The sequence below is a fragment of the Micromonospora yongxingensis genome, assembly GCF_052601155.1.
Window position 1 is genome coordinate 307,014 of the sequence record NZ_JBQXEO010000002.1, and the last position, 18,530, is coordinate 325,543.

General features: G+C 73.3%; 17 protein-coding genes. 9 read left to right on the forward strand and 8 right to left on the reverse strand.

The window, feature by feature from the left end; all coding sequences use genetic code 11:
- The first annotated feature begins 157 nt into the window (after positions 1-157).
- From ACTWLT_RS04625 to ACTWLT_RS04640, 4 genes are all read left to right on the forward strand, one after another.
- Complete coding sequence (locus ACTWLT_RS04625) at positions 158-1,102, forward strand: DMT family transporter (RefSeq protein ID WP_445317266.1); 945 nt, start codon at positions 158-160, stop codon at positions 1,100-1,102.
- A 61-nt stretch (positions 1,103-1,163) separates the two neighbouring features.
- Positions 1,164-1,619 (forward strand): GNAT family N-acetyltransferase, encoded by a 456-nt coding sequence (locus ACTWLT_RS04630; protein ID WP_445317267.1) that lies wholly within the window; start codon positions 1,164-1,166, stop codon positions 1,617-1,619.
- Positions 1,620-1,736: 117 nt separating this feature from the next.
- A complete protein-coding gene (locus ACTWLT_RS04635; RefSeq protein ID WP_445317268.1) occupies positions 1,737-2,834 on the forward strand; it encodes a lytic polysaccharide monooxygenase auxiliary activity family 9 protein in 1,098 nt (365 codons plus the stop codon).
- A gap of 91 nt (positions 2,835-2,925) precedes the next feature.
- Entirely contained in the window at positions 2,926-3,414 is a 489-nt protein-coding gene (locus ACTWLT_RS04640; protein WP_445317269.1) for a GNAT family N-acetyltransferase, read from the forward strand.
- A gap of 105 nt (positions 3,415-3,519) precedes the next feature.
- Here the strand turns inward: ACTWLT_RS04640 and hemQ are convergent, their stop codons facing one another.
- Genes hemQ through hemE form a run of 3 tightly spaced genes read right to left on the reverse strand, consistent with a single transcriptional unit; the run spans position 3,520 to position 6,729 of the window.
- Positions 3,520-4,221 carry a hydrogen peroxide-dependent heme synthase gene (hemQ, locus tag ACTWLT_RS04645; RefSeq protein ID WP_252416520.1) on the reverse strand — a complete coding sequence of 234 codons (702 nt, stop codon included), beginning with the start codon at positions 4,219-4,221 and terminating at the stop codon, positions 3,520-3,522.
- Positions 4,218-5,627, reverse strand: coding sequence for a protoporphyrinogen oxidase (gene hemG, locus ACTWLT_RS04650; protein WP_445317270.1), 1,410 nt, complete (start codon positions 5,625-5,627; stop codon positions 4,218-4,220). Before hemG ends, hemQ begins: the two co-directional genes overlap by 4 nt.
- Positions 5,628-5,631: 4 nt before the next feature.
- Positions 5,632-6,729, reverse strand: a complete 1,098-nt coding sequence (gene hemE / locus ACTWLT_RS04655; protein WP_445317271.1) for a uroporphyrinogen decarboxylase — start codon at positions 6,727-6,729, stop codon at positions 5,632-5,634.
- Positions 6,730-6,946: 217 nt separating this feature from the next.
- On the opposite strand from hemE, the gene ACTWLT_RS04660 reads away from it, so the two are divergent.
- Positions 6,947-7,519, forward strand: coding sequence for a DUF3000 domain-containing protein (locus ACTWLT_RS04660; RefSeq protein WP_252416523.1), 573 nt, complete (start codon positions 6,947-6,949; stop codon positions 7,517-7,519).
- A gap of 86 nt (positions 7,520-7,605) precedes the next feature.
- On the opposite strand, the gene ACTWLT_RS04665 is transcribed toward ACTWLT_RS04660, so the two are convergent.
- Both ACTWLT_RS04665 and ACTWLT_RS04670 read right to left on the reverse strand, forming a co-directional pair.
- Positions 7,606-8,442 carry a hypothetical protein gene (locus tag ACTWLT_RS04665; RefSeq protein ID WP_445317272.1) on the reverse strand — a complete coding sequence of 279 codons (837 nt, stop codon included), beginning with the start codon at positions 8,440-8,442 and terminating at the stop codon, positions 7,606-7,608.
- Positions 8,443-8,597: 155 nt separating this feature from the next.
- A complete protein-coding gene (locus tag ACTWLT_RS04670) occupies positions 8,598-9,830 on the reverse strand; it encodes a S1C family serine protease (RefSeq protein WP_445317273.1) in 1,233 nt (410 codons plus the stop codon).
- A 207-nt stretch (positions 9,831-10,037) separates the two neighbouring features.
- On the opposite strand from ACTWLT_RS04670, the gene ACTWLT_RS04675 reads away from it, so the two are divergent.
- The 4 genes from ACTWLT_RS04675 (at position 10,038) to ACTWLT_RS04690 (ending at position 15,828) form a co-directional block, all read left to right on the forward strand.
- On the forward strand, positions 10,038-11,369 hold the full coding sequence (locus tag ACTWLT_RS04675; protein WP_252416526.1) for a ribonuclease D: 1,332 nt from the start codon (positions 10,038-10,040) through the stop codon (positions 11,367-11,369).
- Between the two features lie 168 nt (positions 11,370-11,537).
- The gene (locus ACTWLT_RS04680; RefSeq protein WP_252416527.1) at positions 11,538-12,734 is read left to right on the forward strand and encodes a thiolase family protein; all 1,197 of its coding nucleotides are present in this window, start codon (positions 11,538-11,540) and stop codon (positions 12,732-12,734) included.
- Positions 12,731-14,800, forward strand: a complete 2,070-nt coding sequence (locus ACTWLT_RS04685; RefSeq protein ID WP_445317274.1) for a 3-hydroxyacyl-CoA dehydrogenase NAD-binding domain-containing protein — start codon at positions 12,731-12,733, stop codon at positions 14,798-14,800. The genes ACTWLT_RS04680 and ACTWLT_RS04685 overlap by 4 nt, the downstream gene beginning before the upstream one ends.
- A 236-nt stretch (positions 14,801-15,036) precedes the next feature.
- Positions 15,037-15,828 (forward strand): hypothetical protein, encoded by a 792-nt coding sequence (locus ACTWLT_RS04690; protein WP_445317275.1) that lies wholly within the window; start codon positions 15,037-15,039, stop codon positions 15,826-15,828.
- A 122-nt stretch (positions 15,829-15,950) separates the two neighbouring features.
- Here ACTWLT_RS04690 and ACTWLT_RS04695 read toward each other — a convergent pair whose 3' ends face one another.
- The 3 genes from ACTWLT_RS04695 to ACTWLT_RS04705 all read right to left on the reverse strand — a co-directional run bounded on the left by ACTWLT_RS04695 (position 15,951) and on the right by ACTWLT_RS04705 (position 18,481).
- A complete protein-coding gene (locus ACTWLT_RS04695; protein WP_445317276.1) occupies positions 15,951-16,385 on the reverse strand; it encodes a VOC family protein in 435 nt (144 codons plus the stop codon).
- 246 nt (positions 16,386-16,631) lie between these two features.
- Entirely contained in the window at positions 16,632-17,816 is a 1,185-nt protein-coding gene (locus tag ACTWLT_RS04700) for a sensor histidine kinase (RefSeq protein ID WP_252416531.1), read from the reverse strand.
- Positions 17,813-18,481, reverse strand: a complete 669-nt coding sequence (locus ACTWLT_RS04705; RefSeq protein WP_088951539.1) for a response regulator transcription factor — start codon at positions 18,479-18,481, stop codon at positions 17,813-17,815. The genes ACTWLT_RS04700 and ACTWLT_RS04705 overlap by 4 nt, the downstream gene beginning before the upstream one ends.
- Between the last annotated feature and the right edge of the window lie 49 nt (positions 18,482-18,530).

The window sequence follows — 18,530 nt, forward strand, 5'->3', positions numbered from 1 at the left end:
TCGTCCCCATGCGGCCATTCCTCGGCGTCCTGCCCCCGCCGCGCTCCTGAGCGGAGCGCCGCGTCCCGCCGACCGGTGACTGACCGGCTCGGCCACCTCGCCGTACGCGCTCCGTCGACGTCGTCCCCGTCAACGGCTCACCCTTCGGAGCGCATCCGTGTCCACCTCCCGTACCGTGCCGCCGGCCGCTGCGGCGCCGGCCGTCGCCCAGGCCCGTACCGGCCTGATCCAGATCACCGTCACCGGAGTGCTGTGGGGCACCACCGGCGTGGCGGTGCAACTGCTGCGCGAGAGCACCGGGCTCAGCCCGGTGAGCATCGGCTTCCACCGCCTCGCGATCGCCGCGCTCGTCCTGCTGGCGTGCACCGCCAGCCGGCTCGGCGCCATCCGGGCCGCCCTGCGCTCGGCGCCGCTTCCCCTGCTGCTCACCGGGATCGGCCTCGGCCTCTACCAGGCGCTCTACTTCGCCGCCGTGGCACTGGCCGGGGTCGGCGTGGCCACCGTGGTCAGCCTGGGCCTCGCCCCGGTGCTCGCCGCCACCTGGGAGTCGGTGCGCGCCCGCCGGCTCCCCGGCCCGCTGCGGCTCGCCACACTGGTCGCCGCCGTCGCCGGCCTCGCCCTGATCACCGGGGCCACGGCCGAGCCCACCGGTACGGCGCCCGCGCCGCTGCTCGGGCTGCTCGCGGCGGCCGGGTCGGGCCTCGGCTACGCGGTGACCACCCTGATCAGCCGGCAGGTCTCGCAGCGCGTCACACCGATGACGCTGACCACCATCTCCACCGTGGTCGGTGCGCTGACGCTGGCACCGTTCGCGCTGGTCGCCGGAGTCGCCGTACCGGTGCGCGTCGACACCGTGGCGCTGCTGCTGCACCTCGGCGTGGTCACCACGGCACTGGCGTACGCGCTGTTCTACGCCGGGCTGCGCACCACCTCGGGCAGCGTCGCCGCCGTGGTGACCCTGCTCGAACCGCTGACCGCGGCGGCGCTGGCCGTGGCGCTGCTGCACGAGCCGCTGCCACTGCCGGTGATCGTCGGTGGCGCGCTGCTGCTCACCGCCGTGGCCGCCACCTACCTCGCCCCCTCCCGGCCCGACCGACCGTGACCGTGGCCGGCCGGGCGGGACGCACGGGGACCCGCCCGGCCGCACGGCCTACCATCGGTGTGTGCCCCAGCAGACCACCGAGGTCCGTACCGCCTCGTTCGCCGACCTGAACGCCCGCACCTTCCACGACCTGCTCAAGCTGCGCATCGACGTGTTCGTGGTGGAGCAGAACTGCCCGTACCCGGAACTCGACGGGCGGGACGTGGAGCCGGCCACCCGCCACCTCTGGCTGTCCGACGGCGGCGCGCCACTGGCGTACCTGCGGATCCTGGCCGACCCGGACGGCACCGCCCGGATCGGTCGGGTGGTGGTCGCCCCGGCGGCGCGCGGCGGCGGGCACGCCGGCCGGCTGATGACCGCCGCGCTGGAGGTGGTGGGCAACCGGCCGTGCGTGCTGGAGGCCCAGTCGCACCTGGTCGGCCTCTACACCCGGCACGGCTTCGCGGTCAGCGGCCCCGAGTACGTCGAGGACGGCATCCCGCACACCCCCATGCGCCGGGATCCCATTGACGCCTGACGATCCGCCTGGCATCGTGCCGGGTAGCGCCATCGTGGGAGCCTGCGAGTAGGCACGGGAGCGGGCATCTCCCGGCAGTCCGGGTGTCGTCGTCCGACCTCACCCCCCGGGGGCTCCATGTCCACTCTCGTAAGATCACCACGCGTGCTCTGGTCGCTCGCCATCGCGGCGACCGCCGCGCTCCTGCTGACCACCGCACTGACCAGCGCACTCGTCCGCCCCGCCTCGGCGCACGGCTCGGTCGTCGACCCGGCCTCGCGCAACTACGGCTGCTGGCAACGCTGGGGCAGCGACTTCCAGAATCCGCGGATGGCGACCGAGGACCCGATGTGCTGGCAGGCCTGGCAGGCCGACCCCAACGCCATGTGGAACTGGAACGGCCTGTTCCGCGAGGGCGTGGCCGGCAACCACCAGGGCGCCATCCCCGACGGCCAGCTGTGCAGCGGCGGGCGTACGCAGAGCGGCCGCTACAACGCCCTGGACACCGTCGGGGCCTGGAAGACCACCCCGGTGTCGAGCAACTTCCGGGTCCGCTTCTTCGACCAGGCCAGCCACGGCGCCGACTACATCCGGGTGTACGTGACCCGGCAGGGCTTCAACCCGCTGACCGAGCAACTCGGCTGGGACGACCTGGTGTTGTCCGGCCAGATCGGCAACACCCCGGCGTCGCAGTGGAAGCAGGAGACCGGTGGCGTCTCCATCGAGATCCCGGTCAACGCGTCGGGCCGCACCGGCCGGCACATCGTCTACACCATCTGGCAGGCCAGCCACCTGGACCAGTCGTACTACCTGTGCAGTGACGTCGACTTCTCCGGTGGATCCGGCACGCCGCCGCCGACGACGCCCCCGCCGACCACCCCGCCGCCCACGACTCCCCCGCCCACCACGCCGCCGCCGGCCACCCCGCCACCGGCCGGGGCCTGCACGGCGACGTACGCGGTCACCGGCCAGTGGGCCGGCGGCTTCCAGGCCGAGGTCCGGGTGACCGCCGGCGGCTCGCCCACCCGAGGCTGGTCGGTGAGCTGGAACTACGGCAACGGCCAGCAGGTCAGCTCCGCGTGGAACGCCACCGTCAGCACCAACGGCACACTGGTCACCGCACGAAACGTCGCTCACAACGGCGCCCTGGCGGCCGGAGCGGGCACCACGTTCGGTTTCCTCGGCTCGTGGAACGGCGGCAACCCCGTCCCATCGCTCTCCTGCACGACCAGTTGACCCTGTCCGGCGCCGCACCCGGGCCAGGGTGCGGCGCCGGCCGGCGGGAAATCCGGTGGTGCGGGACGTCGGCCCCCGGCACGATCCCCGCATGATCGAGACACGGGTGCTCACCCCTCACGAATGGCCGACCTGGCGCGAGCTGCGGTTGGCCGCCCTCACCGAGGCGCCGGACGCGTTCGGCGCCCGGCTGTCCGACTGGCAGGGTGACGGCGACCGTGAGGAGCGCTGGCGCAACCGGCTGAGCATCCCCGGCTCCCACAACCTCGTGGCCGTCCTGGACGGACGGCCGGTCGGGATGGCCAGCGGCGTACCCACGCCAGATCCGCTCGTCATGGAGCTGATCTCGATGTGGGTGTGCCCCGAGGCGCGCGGCCACGGTGTCGGGCACCGCTTGGTGGACGCGGTGGCCCAGTGGGCGAAGGAGTTGGGAGCGCACCAGGTTCGCCTGAACGTCGCTCCCCACAACACGGCGGCGACCACGCTCTACCGACGTAGCGGCTTCACTCCGACCAACGAACTCGGCGACCTGCTGCCCAGCGGGGCCGGACACGCGCAGGTGATGACCCGCCAGCTCTGACCCCACCCCGTTCCGCGATCTTGCACTTCCTGCCACACCATCACGGCTTTCGCCCCTTTTGCCAGGGCAGGAAGTGCAAGATCGCGCAGGAACCGGTGACCCGGGTCAGACGAGGCAGTTGACGATCTCGGCCACCGAGCGGCGGCGACCCGTGTAGAAGGGCACCTCCTCGCGGACGTGCCGGCGGGCGCCGGAGGCGCGCAGGTCACGCATCAGGTCGACGATGCGGTGCAGCTCGTCGGCCTCGAAGGCGAGCATCCACTCGTAGTCGCCCAGCGCGAACGAGGCCACCGTGTTGGCCCGCACGTCCGGGTAGCCGCGCGCCATCTTCCCGTGCTCGGCCAGCATCTCGCGCCGCTCGGCGTCGGGCAGCAGGTACCACTCGTAGGAGCGGACGAACGGGTAGACGCAGATGTAGGGGCGGGCCTCCTCACCGGCCAGGAACGCCGGGATGTGGCTCTTGTTGAACTCCGCCGGCCGGTGCAGCGCCATCTGCGACCAGACCGGGGTCATCGCCCGGCCGAGGGTGGTGCGGCGGAACCGCAGGTACGCGTCCTGGAGCGCGTCGCTGGAGGCGGAGTGCCACCAGATCATCACGTCCGCGTCGGCGCGCAGCCCGGAGACGTCGTACACGCCCCGGATCACCACGTCCTTGCCGGCCAGCTCCTCGAAGAGGGATTCGACCTCACCGGTGACGTTGTCCCGCAGCGACGGCAGCGGTGCGCTGGCCCGGAACACCGACCACATGGTGTAGCGGATGCTGTCGTTCAGCTCCCGCAACCGGGCCGCGTTGGTCTGCTCGGTCATCTCGCCGATCCTCCCAGTGCTGTGATGATCTCGTCGGCCGCCGTCTCGCCGGAGCGGACGCAGACCGGAACACCGACGCCGTCGTAGCCGGCGCCGGCGAGGACCAGGGTGGGGTACGCGGCCCGCAACGCCGTCCGCGCGGCGGCGACCCGGTCGGCGTGCCCCGGGGTGTACTGGGGCAGCGCCCCGCCCCACCGCTGCACGTGCCCGTCGACCGGAGTGGGCAGTCCGGTGCCGAGCACCGCCGAGAGTTCCCGGTGCACGGTGGCCGCCAGGTCCGCGTCGGGGCGCTGGAGCTGTGCCTCCTCGCCGTACCGGCCCACCGAGGCGCGCACCAGCGCGAGCCCGTCCGGCCGGCGCAGGTGCCCCCACTTCGTGGTGAAGAAGGTCGCCGCCTTGATCAGCAGACCCTCGGTGCTCGGCACCAGGAAGCCGGACAGCTCGGGCAGCCGAGGCTGCGGCAAGGCCAGGGTGACCAGCGCGACGCTCGCGTAGTCCAGCTCGCCGACGCCCGCGGCGACCGCCGGAGCCGGGCCGGCGAGCAGGCGGGCCGCCGGCCGGGCCGGCACCGCCAGCACCACCGCGTCCACCTCGACCAGCTCCGGGTCCCGGGTCGGGCCGACCGTGAGCCGCCAACCCGTGTCGGTCGAGGTCAGTTCGCGAACGGCGGCGTCACGCCGTACCGTCGCGCCGCTGGCCGTCGCGGCCGCTTCGACGAGGCTGCTCAGCCCGCCGGCCAGGGTGCCGAAGACCGGGGCGCCGGGGGCACGCGGCGCGGCGGCCTGCGCGGCCCGGACCGCGCCGACCAGGGTGTGCTCCACCCGGGCCGCGCGGGCCAGCGCCGGCATCGTGGTGACCAGCGAGAGATCGTCGGCGCGGCCCGCGTACACGCCGCCCAGCATCGGGTCGACCAGGCGGTCGACCACCTCGTCGCCGAAGCGGGACCGGACCAGCGCGCCCACCGACACGTCCGCGTCGGGCGCGACCAGCGGCCGGCCGCCGTCGGTGTCGGCGCCCGCCGCCGGGCGGGCGACCGTGGTCACCCGCTCCAGATCCCCGGGTACGCCCACCAGCGTGCCGCCCGGAACGGGCCGCAGCCCCCCGTCGACGACCAGCGCGGCCTGCCCGACCGTGGGGTGCACGATCTGCTCGGCCATTCCGAGCCGGCGGATCAGCGCCACCGCCGCCGACTCCGCACCGGTCGGGTCGCGCATCAGGAACGACTCGGCGCCGAACTCCACCGGCTGGCCGGCCAGCTCCCCGGTGCGCAGCTTGCCGCCCAGCGCGCCGGACTGCTCGTACACCGTGATCTCGGTGCCGGCCGGTGCGCCGTCGCGCAACCGGGCCGCGGCGGCCAACCCGGCGATCCCGCCGCCGACCACCGCCACCCGCCAGGGCTGCCGCATCGCGTCAGCCCTGGTCGGCCCGGCGGCTGGAAAGCTCGTGCACCAAGGCCACCACCCGCGTCAGCACCTCCGGGTCGGTCTCCGGCAGCACCCCGTGGCCGAGGTTGAACACGTGCCCGGGTGCGGCCCTGCCCTGGTCCAGGATCCGGCGCACCTCGGCCTCCACCACCGGCCACGGCGCGAGCAGCACGCACGGGTCCAGGTTGCCCTGCACCGCCTTGTCCGGGCCGATCCGGCCGGTGGCCACGTCCAGCGGGGTCCGCCAGTCGACGCCGACGACGTCGGCGCCGGCCTCGCCCATCGCGCCGAGCAGCTCGGCGGTGCCCACCCCGAAGTGGATCCGCGGCACCCCGGCGTCGGCCAGCCCGCTGAGCACGGCCGTCGAGTGCGGCAGCACGTAGCGCCGGTAGTCGGCCTCGGAGAGGGCGCCCGCCCACGAGTCGAAGAGCTGCACGGCGGAGACCCCGGCCTCGATCTGCACCCGGAGGAAGGCCAGCGTCACCTCGGCCAGCCGGCCGCAGAGCGCGTGCCACAGCTCCGGATCGCCGTACATCAGCGCCTTGGTCTTCGCGTGGGTCCGCGACGGACCCCCCTCGACCAGGTAGCTGGCCAGGGTGAACGGTGCTCCGGCGAAGCCGATCAGCGGGGTGTCGCCCAGCTCGACCACCAACTGCCGGACGGCCTCGTCCACGTACGAGACGTCGTCGCGGGTGATCGGGCGGATCCCCTCCACGTCGGCGGCGGTGCGGATCGGCTCGGCGACCACCGGGCCGGTGCCCGGCACGATGTCCAGGTCGACCCCGGCCGCGGCCACCGGCACCACGATGTCGCTGAAGAGGATGGCGGCGTCCACCCCGTGCCGGCGTACCGGCTGGAGCGTGATCTCGGTGACCAGCTCCGGGCGGCGGCAGGACTCCAGCATCGGCACGCTCGCCCGGATCTCCCGGTACTCCGGTAGCGAGCGGCCGGCCTGGCGCATGAACCAGACCGGGGTGTGCGGGCCGGGCCGGCGCCGGCAGGCCCGGATGAAGGGCGAGTCGGCCGGTCCGCCGGGGCGCTGTTCTCCGTCTCGGGCGGCAGTGCCCGTGGTGTCCGTGGTCATCGCCGCAATCGTGCCACGACCTCCGCCCTCTCCCCGCCGGGGGTGAAAGGAAGGGACCTTCCTAACGCCGCCGGTGGAGCACCGGCCGCTGTCGACGGCCGGTGCCACGAGCCGCCCGTCCGCGACGGCGGGTACCGCACAGCCGAGCCCTGGTACGGAAACCGGGCGTCGGCGCGCCGTCGAAGCGGGTGGGCGGGCGGCGGCATAGGCTGCCGGCATGGCCCCCCCGATCGCGCTCCCGGAGACCTTCGCCCGCGCGGTCGCCGGGCTGCGCGCGGCGGCGCCCCGACCGGAGATCACGCTGGAGGAGGTCGGCGCTCCCCAGCGGCTGGCCCCGTACGCGTTCGCGCTCTCCGCGACCGTGCTGCGCGACGGCGACGAGGTGGCCACCGGTCGGCTGATCCTGCTGCACGACCCGGTCGGACACGAGGCGTGGCAGGGCACTCTGCGGCTGGTCACCTACGTGACCGCCGAGCTGGAGGTCGACCTGGCGGCCGACCCGCTGCTGCCCGGCGTGGGCTGGACCTGGCTGACCGACGCGCTGGACGCCCACGACGCCGGCCACCGGGCGATCGGGGGGACGGTCACCCAGACCATGTCGACCCGGTTCGGTGACCTGGCCGGCCCGCCGACCGCCGGTGACATCGAGATCCGCGCCTCCTGGACCCCGGTCGACGACGATCTGGCCCCGCACCTGCTCGGCTGGTGCGCGTTGCTCGCCTCCACGGCGGGGCTACCGCCACCCGGGGTGACCGCCCTGTCGGATCGCCGGCCCGCCGGCGCGGCCTGACCCGCGACCCACGCGACCGTTGAGTCGATCATGGGGTTGCGGTGCGCGGAGAGCCCGGCGCCACAACCCCACGATCGCGGCGGCTGTCAGAGGTAGTTGTCCGCCTCGTCGCAGACCTTGTCCAGGCCCTTCATCGCCGAGTCGTAGGCACCCTTGTTGCCGGCCGCCGCCGCGCCGAGCGCGGTGGTCAACTTGTCCAGGCAGCTGGCGATGACCTTCTTCTGCCGGGCCTGTTCGTCGCGGTCGTTGCGCGTGCCGGTCAGGTCCTGCTCGGTGTTGTCGAGCTTGTCCTGCATGGTCTGCAGGTCGGTCTTGAGCTTCGCGATCTCCGTGGTGTTGGCCGCGATCGTGCCGTCACGCTCGCTGACCTGACCGGTGAGCCGCTTCTCCGTACGGTTCAGCTCGCCGTTCTTGGTCACGTACAGGCCGGTCATCACCCCGCTCACGACGAAGAGCAGCGCGGCCACCAGGGCCAGCACGAGCACCGCGCGGCCCCGGCCACTGCCGCGCGCCGGGGGCGGGCCGAACGGCGGCGCCATCCCCGGCGGAGCGGACATCGGCTGGCCGTACGCCGGACCGGAGACCGGCGGGGCGGAGACCTGTCCGGCGTACGGCGGGGCGCTCGCCGGGTAGCCGGCCGGGGCCTGCGGGGTGCCGTACTGGGGCGGCACGGGCTGGGCGGCGCCGTACTGCGGCGCTGCCTGGCCGGGGGCGTACTGCTGCGGCGTGGGCTGGGCCGGCGCGTACTGCTGCGGTGCCGGCGCGGGCGGACCGGCCGGGTACTGCGCGGTCCGGTCGGCGGTCGGGTGCGGCACCGTCGGGTGCGGCACCGTCGGGTGCGCCACGGTCTGGTCGGCGGCGGACGGGAACTGCTCCGGGGTGGCCGGCGGGAGACCCTCCGGCCCGGTGGGTGGCTGGGACATGGTTGTTCCTCCAGGTGAGCTGGTCCCGTGCCGGTGGGCGCGACGGACCGGGTGCGGCGGAATTCGCCCCGGTCCGGGGACCTGGGCCGATGGGAGACGGCCGGCGAGGGCCGCGGGTGGTGTGAGTGGCACGGCGACGTCGCCGTGCCACCGGTTCAGCAGATCTTGAAACCGTCGCAGGCGACCTTGATCGGTACGGCCAGCCCGATGCCCTCGGCGTCGCGAGCCTTGGCGGTGGCGATGCCGACCACCTGCTTGCTGCCGTTGACCACCGGTCCGCCGGAGTTGCCCGGGTTGATCGGGGCGTCGAACTGGATGGCCGGGCCGGAGTTGCCCTGAGCGTCGCGCAGCGCGCTCACCACACCGGTGGTGACGCTGTCCTCCAGGCCGAGCGGAGCGCCCACGACGACGATCTGCTGGCCGGACTTCACCACGGCGGACGCGGTGATCAGGCCGGTGAACTTGCCGGTGGTGCGCAACTGCGCCACATCGTTGGTCTTGTCGACCTTGACGATGGTGGCCGGGAAGCGCTGGTCGGTGCGCTCCAGGAAGACCTGGCGTCCGCCACCGTCCCAGACGGCCTCCACGACGTGGAAGTTCGTGAACAGGTTCGTTCCGCCACCGGCGACCGGCTTGCCGACCGCGAACGCGGTGCCGGTGAACTCGCCGGCGCGGACCCGGAACACGCTGGGCAGCACCGCGCTGGCCACCGCCTCCGGGTTGAACGCGGCACCGGCCTGCTTCTCCAGCGCCTCCGTCCGCTGCTCCAGGCCGTCGAGGCGGGTGCCGTCGCCGTCCTGGGCCTGCGCCAGGCGCCGATCGGTGTCGGCGAGCCGGTCGCCGAGCCGGTCGAGCTGGTACGCCTGCAACCCGGCCACCGCGGCCAGCACCACGACGGCCAGCGTGGCGAGCACGACCGGCCAGCGACGACGGCGGGGCGGGGCGGCCGGCAGCGGGGCGGCACCCGGCCAGCCTGGCTGCGCTCCCGGGAAGCTCGGCCCGGCGGCGGGCGGGAAACCCGACCCGGCGGCCGGTGCGTAGCCACCGGTGCCGGTGGACGCCGGTGGTGCGCCGGTGCCGTAGGTCGGGGCGGCACCCGGGCCGGGTCCGCCGTACGAGCCCGCCGGCACCGTGCCGTGGGGAGCCGGTGGGGCGCCCCACTGCCCGGTGTTGGGTGGTGCGGACCAGCCGGTGCGGGGGTTCGGAACGGCCGGGGACGGATCGGTGCCGCCGAGCGGGGTGCCGGGAAAGACCGGACCGGCACCGGGGTGCGGCTCGATGCGCGGTGGCAACGGTCCCGGCCGTTCGGCCCCGGGCGGACTCCCGCCCGCACCGTCAGGCTCGGCGCCCGCCGCTCGCCCGTCCCCCGAACCGAAGCCAGCCGTCATGATCGCGTTGCCTTTCCGTGGTCTCCCCGTGCCGCCATCGACCCGTGTTCACGCGATCCGGGCCGGCGGCTCGATGGACCGTACCTGCGCGAACGGGCTTTGTCTCCCCCGATGTCCGGCATCCGAAAGGACACCTTGCGGACACCTGACCGACACGCACCGGACCGGCTGCACCCACCGGATCACCGCGCGCACTAGGGTTGGCAGGTGACCGACGAACCACCCCTGCGCCGTCGGCCCACCGAAGAACTCCCGGGAAACGCACCCCAGCACCCGCCGTCGGCCCAGCCGCAGCCGGCGAGCCAGGGGACCGACCCGACCGACGGTGGGCCCGTTCCGCTGATCGCACCGCGTGACGGCACCCCCGATCCGGTGGCCGCCCCGGCCGAGCTCGCCGAGGTCGTGGCCCGTTTCGCCGCCGGCACCGGCCCGGTCGCCCTGGATGCCGAGCGGGCCTCCGGATACCGGTACAGCCAACGCGCGTACCTGGTGCAGCTGCGCCGGGCCGGTGCGGGCACGGCGCTGATCGACCCGCTGCCGCTGCCCGACCTCAGCGCGCTGGACGCGGTGATCGGCGAGGCCGAGTGGGTGCTCCACGCGGCCAGTCAGGATCTGCCCTGCCTGGCCGAGGTGGGGCTGCGTCCGCGCCGACTGTTCGACACGGAACTGGCCGCTCGGCTGGCCGGGTTCGAGCGGGTCGGCCTGGCCGCACTGACCGAGCAGCTACTCGGTTACACCCTGGAGAAGCACCACTCGGCGGCCGACTGGTCGAGCCGTCCCCTGCCGGAGTCGTGGCTGACCTACGCGGCCCTCGACGTGGAGCTGCTCACCGACCTTCGCGACGCGCTCGACGCGGAGCTGGCCCGACAGGGCAAGTCGGAGTGGGCCGCGGAGGAGTTCGCCGCGCTGGTCCGCACCGGCGCACGCCCGCCCCGGGTCCGCGCGGAGCCCTGGCGACGCACCTCGGGCATCCACCGGGTGCGCGGGGCGCGGGCGCAGGCCCGGGTCCGTTCGATGTGGTACGCCCGGGACCAGATCGCGGCCCGGCGGGACGCGGCGCCCGGTCGGGTGCTGCCGGACTCGGCGATCATCGCCGCCGCCGAGCTGGACCCGAAGGACGAGAAGACGCTGCTGACGCTGCCCGGTTTCGGCGGTCGGTCGGTACGCCGGCTGGCTCGCACCTGGCTCGCCGCGCTGGACGACGCCCGGCAACTGCCGGACGACGCGTTGCCGGTCACCCCGGCGGTGGAGGGTCCGCCCCCGCCGCACCGGTGGGCCGAGCGGGACCCGGTGGCCGCGGGTCGGCTGGCCCGTTGCCGGGAGGTCGTGATCAGGATCGCCGCCGAGCACAACCTGCCTCCGGAGAACCTGATCACCCCGGATTCGGTCCGTCGGCTGGCGTGGACGCCACCGGAGGAGCTGACCGAGGCCACGGTGGCGGAGACCCTGCGCGGCTTCAACGCCCGCGAATGGCAGATCGCTCTCCTCACCCCCCACCTGACTCCGGCCCTGAGCCCGGAACCGCCGTCCCTTTCCTGATCTCCTCCACCGGGTGAGGTGTGGGGTGGGCCACAACGGGGGGTGGGTACGGGTTTGGTTACTGGCGAGTAGCATTCGGGGGAACGTGCCCGTGTCGGCGACCCTCATCCGGTCCGGAGTGCCGCCTACCGGCGCGAACGCCGAATGATGGTCGAATAGGAGGCTCAAGTGCCCCGTGAAGTTCGGGATGTCGTCTTCGTCGACGGCGTCCGTACCCCGTTCGGCAAGGCGGGTGGCATGTACGCCAACACCCGCGCCGACGACCTGGTGATCCGCTGCATCCGTGAACTGCTGCGCCGCAACCCGCAGCTCCCGCCGGAGCGGGTCGAGGAGGTCGCCATCGCGGCCACCACCCAGATCGGCGACCAGGGCCTCACCATCGGGCGCACCGCCGCCCTGCTGGCGGGTCTGCCCAAGACCGTTCCCGGCTTCGCCATCGACCGGATGTGTGCCGGCGCGATGACCGCGGTGACCACCGTGGCCAGCGGCATCGCCATGGGCGCGTACGACATTGCCATCGCCGGCGGCGTCGAGCACATGGGCCGCCACCCCATGGGAGAGGGCGTCGACCCCAACCCGCGCATCGTCGCGGAGAAGCTGGTCGACCCGTCCGCGCTGGTCATGGGCGCCACCGCGGAGAACCTGCACGACCTGGTCCCGCACATCACCAAGGCCCGCACCGACGCGTTCGCGCTCGCCTCGCAGCAGAAGACCGCCAAGGCGTACGCCAACGGCAAGCTCCAGGACGACCTGGTGTCGATGTCCATCCGTGACGCGGAGGGTGGCTGGGGTCTGGCCACCGTCGACGAGGCCCCCCGGGACACCTCGCTGGAGAAGCTCGGCACCCTGAAGACCCCGTTCCGCCCGCACGGCAAGGTCACCGCGGGCAACGCGGCGGGCCTCAACGACGGTGCCACCGCGAGCCTGCTCGCCTCCGAGGACGTCGCTCGCGAGCTGGGCCTGCCGGTCGCCATGCGGCTGGTGTCCTTCGGTTTCGTGGGTGTGGAGCCGGAGGTGATGGGCGTCGGCCCGATCCCGTCGACGGAGAAGGCGCTGCGCATCGGCGGGCTCAGCATCGACGACATCGGCCTCTTCGAGCTGAACGAGGCGTTCGCCGTGCAGGTGCTCGCCTTCCTCGACCACTTCGGCATCGCCGACGACGACCCGCGGGTCAACCCGTGGGGCGGCGCCATCGCCATCGGTCACCCGCTGGCCTCCTCCGGCGTGCGGCTGATGACCCAGCTGGCCCGCCAGTTCGCCGAGCACCCCGAGGTCCGCTACGGCCTCACCGCCATGTGCATCGGCATCGGCATGGGCGGCACCGTGATCTGGGAGAACCCGCACTGGACGGAGGGCAACAAGTGAGCGCGCTCGCCGCACCGAACGAGGTCGTCACCAGGGCGCTGCTGCGTCAGGTGAACGTACCGGGGCTGGACCGGCCCGCCGCCCTGATCACGCTGGACAACGGCTTCGACCACACCAAGCCGAACACCTTCGGGCCGGCCGGCCTGACCAGCCTGGACGAGGCGATCACCGCCGCCCTGGCCGCCGACCCGGCGTTCATCGCGGTCACCGGCAAGCCGTACATCTTCTGCGTGGGCGCGGACATCGTCGGCCTGCCGCAGCTCGCCGACCGCGCGCAGGCGCTGGAGATCGGCCGGCTCGGCCACCGGGTCTTCGCCCGGTTGAAGGACAGCACCGTGCCCACGTTCGCGTTCGTGAACGGCGCGGCGATGGGCGGTGGCCTGGAGCTGGCACTGCACTGCCACTACCGGACGCTCTCCGGTGGCGCGGCGGCGCTCGCCCTGCCCGAGGTCTCCCTCGGTCTGGTCCCCGGCTGGGGCGGCACGCAGCTGCTGCCGAACCTGATCGGCATCCCCGCCGCCACCCAGGTGATCATCCAGAACCCGCTGATGCAGAACAAGATGCTCAAGCCGAAGCAGGCCGCCGAGCTGGGCATCGCCGACGTCCTTCTGGAGCCGGCCGACTTCCTGGAGCGGTCCCTGGAGTGGGCTGCCGGCGTGGTGCGGGGCCAGGTCACCGTGACCCGGCCCGAGGTCGACAAGGACATGTGGGCGGGCGTGCTGTACTTCGCCCGGGAGACGCTGAACCAGCGGCTGCACGGCGCGGTCCCGGCCGCGTACAAGGCGCTGGACCTGCTGGAGACGGCGAAGGACGCCGACTTCGCGGCCGGCACCGCCGCCGAGGACGAGGCCCTCGCGGACCTGGTCTTCTCCGAGGAGCTGCGCAGCGGCCTGTACGCGTTCGACCTGGTGCAGCGGCGGGCCAAGCGCCCGGCCGGCGCACCGGACAAGGGCCTGGCCCGCGCGATCACCAAGGTCGGCATCGTCGGCGCCGGCCTGATGGCCAGCCAGCTGGCGCTGCTGTTCGCCCGTCGCCTCCAGGTGCCGGTCGTGATGACCGACCTGGACCAGTCCCGCGTGGACAAGGGCGTCGGCTACGTGCACACCCAGATTGAGAAGGCCGTCACCAGGGGCCGGATGGACAAGAACACCGCCGCCAAGCTGTACGGCCTGGTCAGCGGCACGGTCGACAAGAGCGCCTTCGCGGACGCCGACTTCGTCATCGAGGCGGTCTTCGAGGACCTGGGCGTCAAGAAGCAGGTGTGGGCCGAGCTGGAGAAGATCGTCTCTCCGGAGGCGGTGCTCGCCACCAACACCAGCTCGCTCTCGATCACCGAGATGGCCGCGGATCTGGAGCACCCGGAGCGGGTCGTCGGCTTCCACTTCTTCAACCCGGTGGCCGTGCTGCCGCTGCTGGAGATCGTCCGCGGCGAACGCACCGACGACGTCACCCTCGCCACCGCGTTCGCGGTGGGCAAGCAGTTGAAGAAGTCCTCCGTGCTGGTCAAGGACGCCCCGGCGTTCGTGGTGAACCGGCTGCTCACCCGCTTCCTGGGCACCGTCTTCGCGGCCGTCGACGCCGGCACCCCGCTGGACGTGGCGAACAGCGCGCTGGACCCGCTGGGCCTGCCGATGCGCCCGCTCGCCCTGCTCCAGCTGGTCGGGCCGGCCGTGGCGTACCACGTGGGCGGCACCCTGCACGCGGCGTACCCGGACCGGTTCGGAGTCAGCGAGAACCTCAAGCGGATCGCCGACTCGGGCCAGCCGATCGTGGTCGACGACCAGATCAACGACGAAGTCGCGAAGCTGCTCGTGGTCGGCGACCAGCCGCTCACCGAGGAGCAGGTCCGGCAGAACGCGCTCGACGCGCTCGCGCAGGAGATCCGGCTGATGCTGGACGAGGGCGTGGTCGCAGAAGCGCAGGACATCGACCTGTGCATGATCCTGGGCGCCGGCTGGCCGTTCCACCTGGGTGGGGTCACGCCGTACCTGGACCGGACCGGCACCTCCGAGCGGGTCACCGGCCGCCGGTTCCTGCCGCGCGGGGCGGCGAGCCTGCCCGCCTGACCGATCGCAGCACCATCGTCGCGGTGGTCGGACCGTCCTTCGTGGACGGGCCGGCCACCGCGGTCGTTTCTCCGGCAGCGGATCGCACGGGCACGCGCGCACGGCCCGCGCGAGGATGCGCGCGACCCCGCATGGGATCGCAAAGACCCAGCGCAGGGCACGTGTAAACGGGCAGCGGGCCGACCTGCCACCGGGTTAAGATCACCCGCTTTGCAATCCCATCTTGGAGCTGACTGATGTCCCAGCCGCCGGCCAACCCCTACGGCCCGCCGCACGATTCCCCTCCCCCGCCGCAGCAGCCGCAGCAGCCCGGTGGCTGGCCGCCGCCGCAGCAGCAGGGCTTCCCCCAGCAGCAGGGCTTCCCACCGCAGCAGCAGGGCTTCCCGCCCGCACAGCCGGGTCAGCCGTACGGCGGCCCGAGTATGGCCGGCGGCCCGCCGCCGGCGAAGAAGTCGAAGGTCGGCAAGATCGTGTTGATCGTGCTGTCCGTGGTGCTGGTGCTCTGCCTCGGCGGTGCGGCGATCACCTGGTTCGCCGTCAAGGACGAGGTCGGCGATGTCGTCGACGCCACCACGACCCGGGTGGTCGCGCCGGCCACCCTCGCCGGCCGGCCGAAGATCGAGGACCCGGAGCTGCAGAAGCTCTCCGACGACATGGTCGCCGAGATGAAGGCGACGGTGCAGAACGAGACCAGCGCCGTCGGCGCCTTCTACGGCGACCCGGCGAAGCAGGACCTCGTCATGATCGCCGGCACGTCCGGCCTGATGACGGACCCGAAGAAGGAGTTGGACACCGCCGTCACCGGGCTCTCCGCCGAACTCGGCGTGGCCACCATGGCGCCGGTCGAGCCCGGGCCGCTCGGTGGCGACGCGCGCTGCGGCGACGGCAAGACCGACGGGGTGCCGCTGGGCGTCTGCGTCTGGGCCGACCGGGGCAGCGTGGGTCTCGTGGTGGTCTTCTTCAAGACCGGCGCCGAGGCAGAGGTCGAGTTCGCCACCATCCGGGGCCAGGTCGAGCAGCGCTCCTGAGCCGAACGGAAGCGCAAGATCCGCGCACCTTCGGGGAAACTGCTGCCTCTGTCGAGCCCGAGGCGACAACGTCCCTGAAGGTGCGCGGATCCTGGCCGTCAAGCGGCCGTACCGCCGGCCACCTAGGCCGGCACGTCACCCGCCCCCGCGACGTTCGTCGACGCGGCCCGCGCCGCCGCTGCCGCCGCCCGCTCGGCGGGGCTACCGAGCACGCAGAACTCGTTGCCCTCCGGGTCGGCGAGCACCACCCAACCCCCGCCGGTCGGGCCGACATGATCGGCGACGTGCACCGCGCCGATGCCGAGCAGCCGCTCGACCTCCTCGCCCCGGGTCCGGTCGGTGGGTTGGATGTCCAGGTGCAGCCGGTTCTTCACCGCCTTGTCCTCCGGCACGGCGAGGAAGAGCACCTCGGGGCCGCCCGACGGCAGGAGCATCGCCTCGGGGTCGCCGGGGAAGTCGTCGGGCTGCCGGGGGCAGTCGAAGACCTGCGACCAGAAACCGGCCAGTGCGTACGTGTCGTGACAGTCGATGCTGATGTTGTGAATCGTCGAACTCACGGTTGTTCCTCCACAGTGGTGGTGGGGACGCGCTTCCCGGCGCCTGCGTGTCACGCGGCGCTCGTTCCGTGGATACGCGGCTGTTCCCTCCGTGCTGGATGGGATGCTCCGCCTCAGGGAGTCAGCCGAGAGGGACCCGGGGCGCGGAGCCAGTGCTGGTGGACATCGACGCACCCCCCTTCGATCGAGCTGACCCGGTGATCTTTCCATCGGGTGCGGACCGCCCGCAACCCCGTCGAGGCCGGGTCAGCCGCCGACGGCGGACACCGGGCCGGCGACGGGCGGGGCATCCGCCGACGGGAGCGTGACGGTCACCTCCAGGCCACCGCCGGGCTGCGCGATCACCCGTACCGTGCCGCCGTGCGCGTCGCAGACCGCGCGGACGATGGACAACCCCAGGCCGGAACCGCGGGCCCCGGTCCGTTCCCGGCCGCCGCGCCGGAACGGCTCGAACAGCCCCGGCACGTCGGCCTGGTCCACCTCGAAACCGGTGTTGCCCACCACCAGCCAGGAACGCTCGCCGTCGGTGCCGGTACGCACCCAGAGCCGGCCGTGCAGGTGGTTGTAGCGGACCGCGTTCTCGATGAGGTTGCCGGCCAGCCGGTCGAGCAGGCCCGGGTCGCCGACCACCGGCGCGGACTCCAGCGACGTCTGCACCCGCAGACCGATCCGCTCGACCTCCCGGCGCATCGCCGACAGCGCGTTGGCGGTGCCCGCCGCGAGGTCACACTCGGTGCGCCGCCCCAACCGCCGCCCGGCCTGCGCCTCGCTGCGGGCCAGCACCAGCAGCGCGTCCACCAGACCGTTGGCCCGCTCCGAGGCGTCCCGGACCACGGTCGCCATCCGGCGGTACTCACCGGCGTCCGCGTCGTCGTCGCTGAGCGTGACGTCGATCTCGGTCCGCATCACGGCCAGCGGGGTACGCAGCTCGTGCGAGGCGTTGGCCACGAAGCGTTTCTGCGCCTCGAACGCGGACGCGATCCGGTCCAGCATGGCGTCGAAGGTCTTGGCCAGCTCGGCCACCTCGTCGTCGGCGCCCGAGTAGCCGATCCGCTGATCCAGGGTCGCCTCGCCGAGCCGCTGCGCGGTCGCCGTGACCTGGTGCAGTGGACGCAGTGCACGGCCGGCCACCGCGTACGCGCCGGCCACCCCGACCACGCTGATCGCCAGCAGCGCGACCAGGCCCTTGGCCAGCAGCTCACCGGAGGCGGCGTCGAGGAGTTGACGCTGCCACTGGCCGGCGTCCAGCGTGCGGCCGTCGGCCAGCACCACCGTGGTGCCGGGCAGCAGCTCGTCGGTGGGCCGCAGCGCGTCGCGGACGAGCAGCCAGGCCAGCAGCACCAGGATCGCTCCCGCGCCGACCAGCAGCACGCCGTTGAGCAGGGTCAGCCGCAACCGCAGGGTGGGCCGCAACCGCGCCCGCCCCGTCATGCCCCCACCTCCGCGGTGCGGTAGCCGGCGCCGACCACCGTCTCGATCAGCGGTGGGTCGCCGAGCTTCTTGCGCAGCGTCATCACCGTGACCCGGACGATCGTGGTGAACGGGTCGGTGTTGGCGTCCCAGACCCGTTCCAGCAGCTCCTCGCTCGAGACCACCGCGCCGCGCGCCTTGAGCAGCTCGCTGAGCACCCCGAACTCCTTGTTGGTGAGGTCGACCGGCACGCCCGCGCGGGTGGCGACCCGTCGTGCCGGGTCGAGCACCAGGTCAGCCAGTTCGAGCACGGGGGGCGCGGCAGGGGTGGCCCGCCGGCCCAGCGCCTGCACCCGGGCGACCAGCTCGTCGAAGGCGAACGGCTTGGGCAGGTAGTCGTCCGCGCCGAGCTGCAACCCCTCCACCCGGTCGGCCACCGTGCCGCTGGCCGTCAGCATCAGCACCCGGGTCAGCGCACCGGAGGCGGCCAGGTCGGCGCAGATCTGGTCACCGTGCACGCCGGGCAGGTCGCGGTCCAGCACGACCACGTCGTACCGGGTGACGAAAGCCGCCTCGTGGCCGGCGTCGCCGTCGTAGGCCACGTCGACGGCCATCCCCCGCTTGCGCAACCCGCGCGCGATCGCGTCTGCGAGGTTGCGCTCGTCCTCCACCACCAGTACCCGCATCCCGGCCTCCTCGCTGCTGACCACCGACAACCTAGTGCCGGCCGGCAAA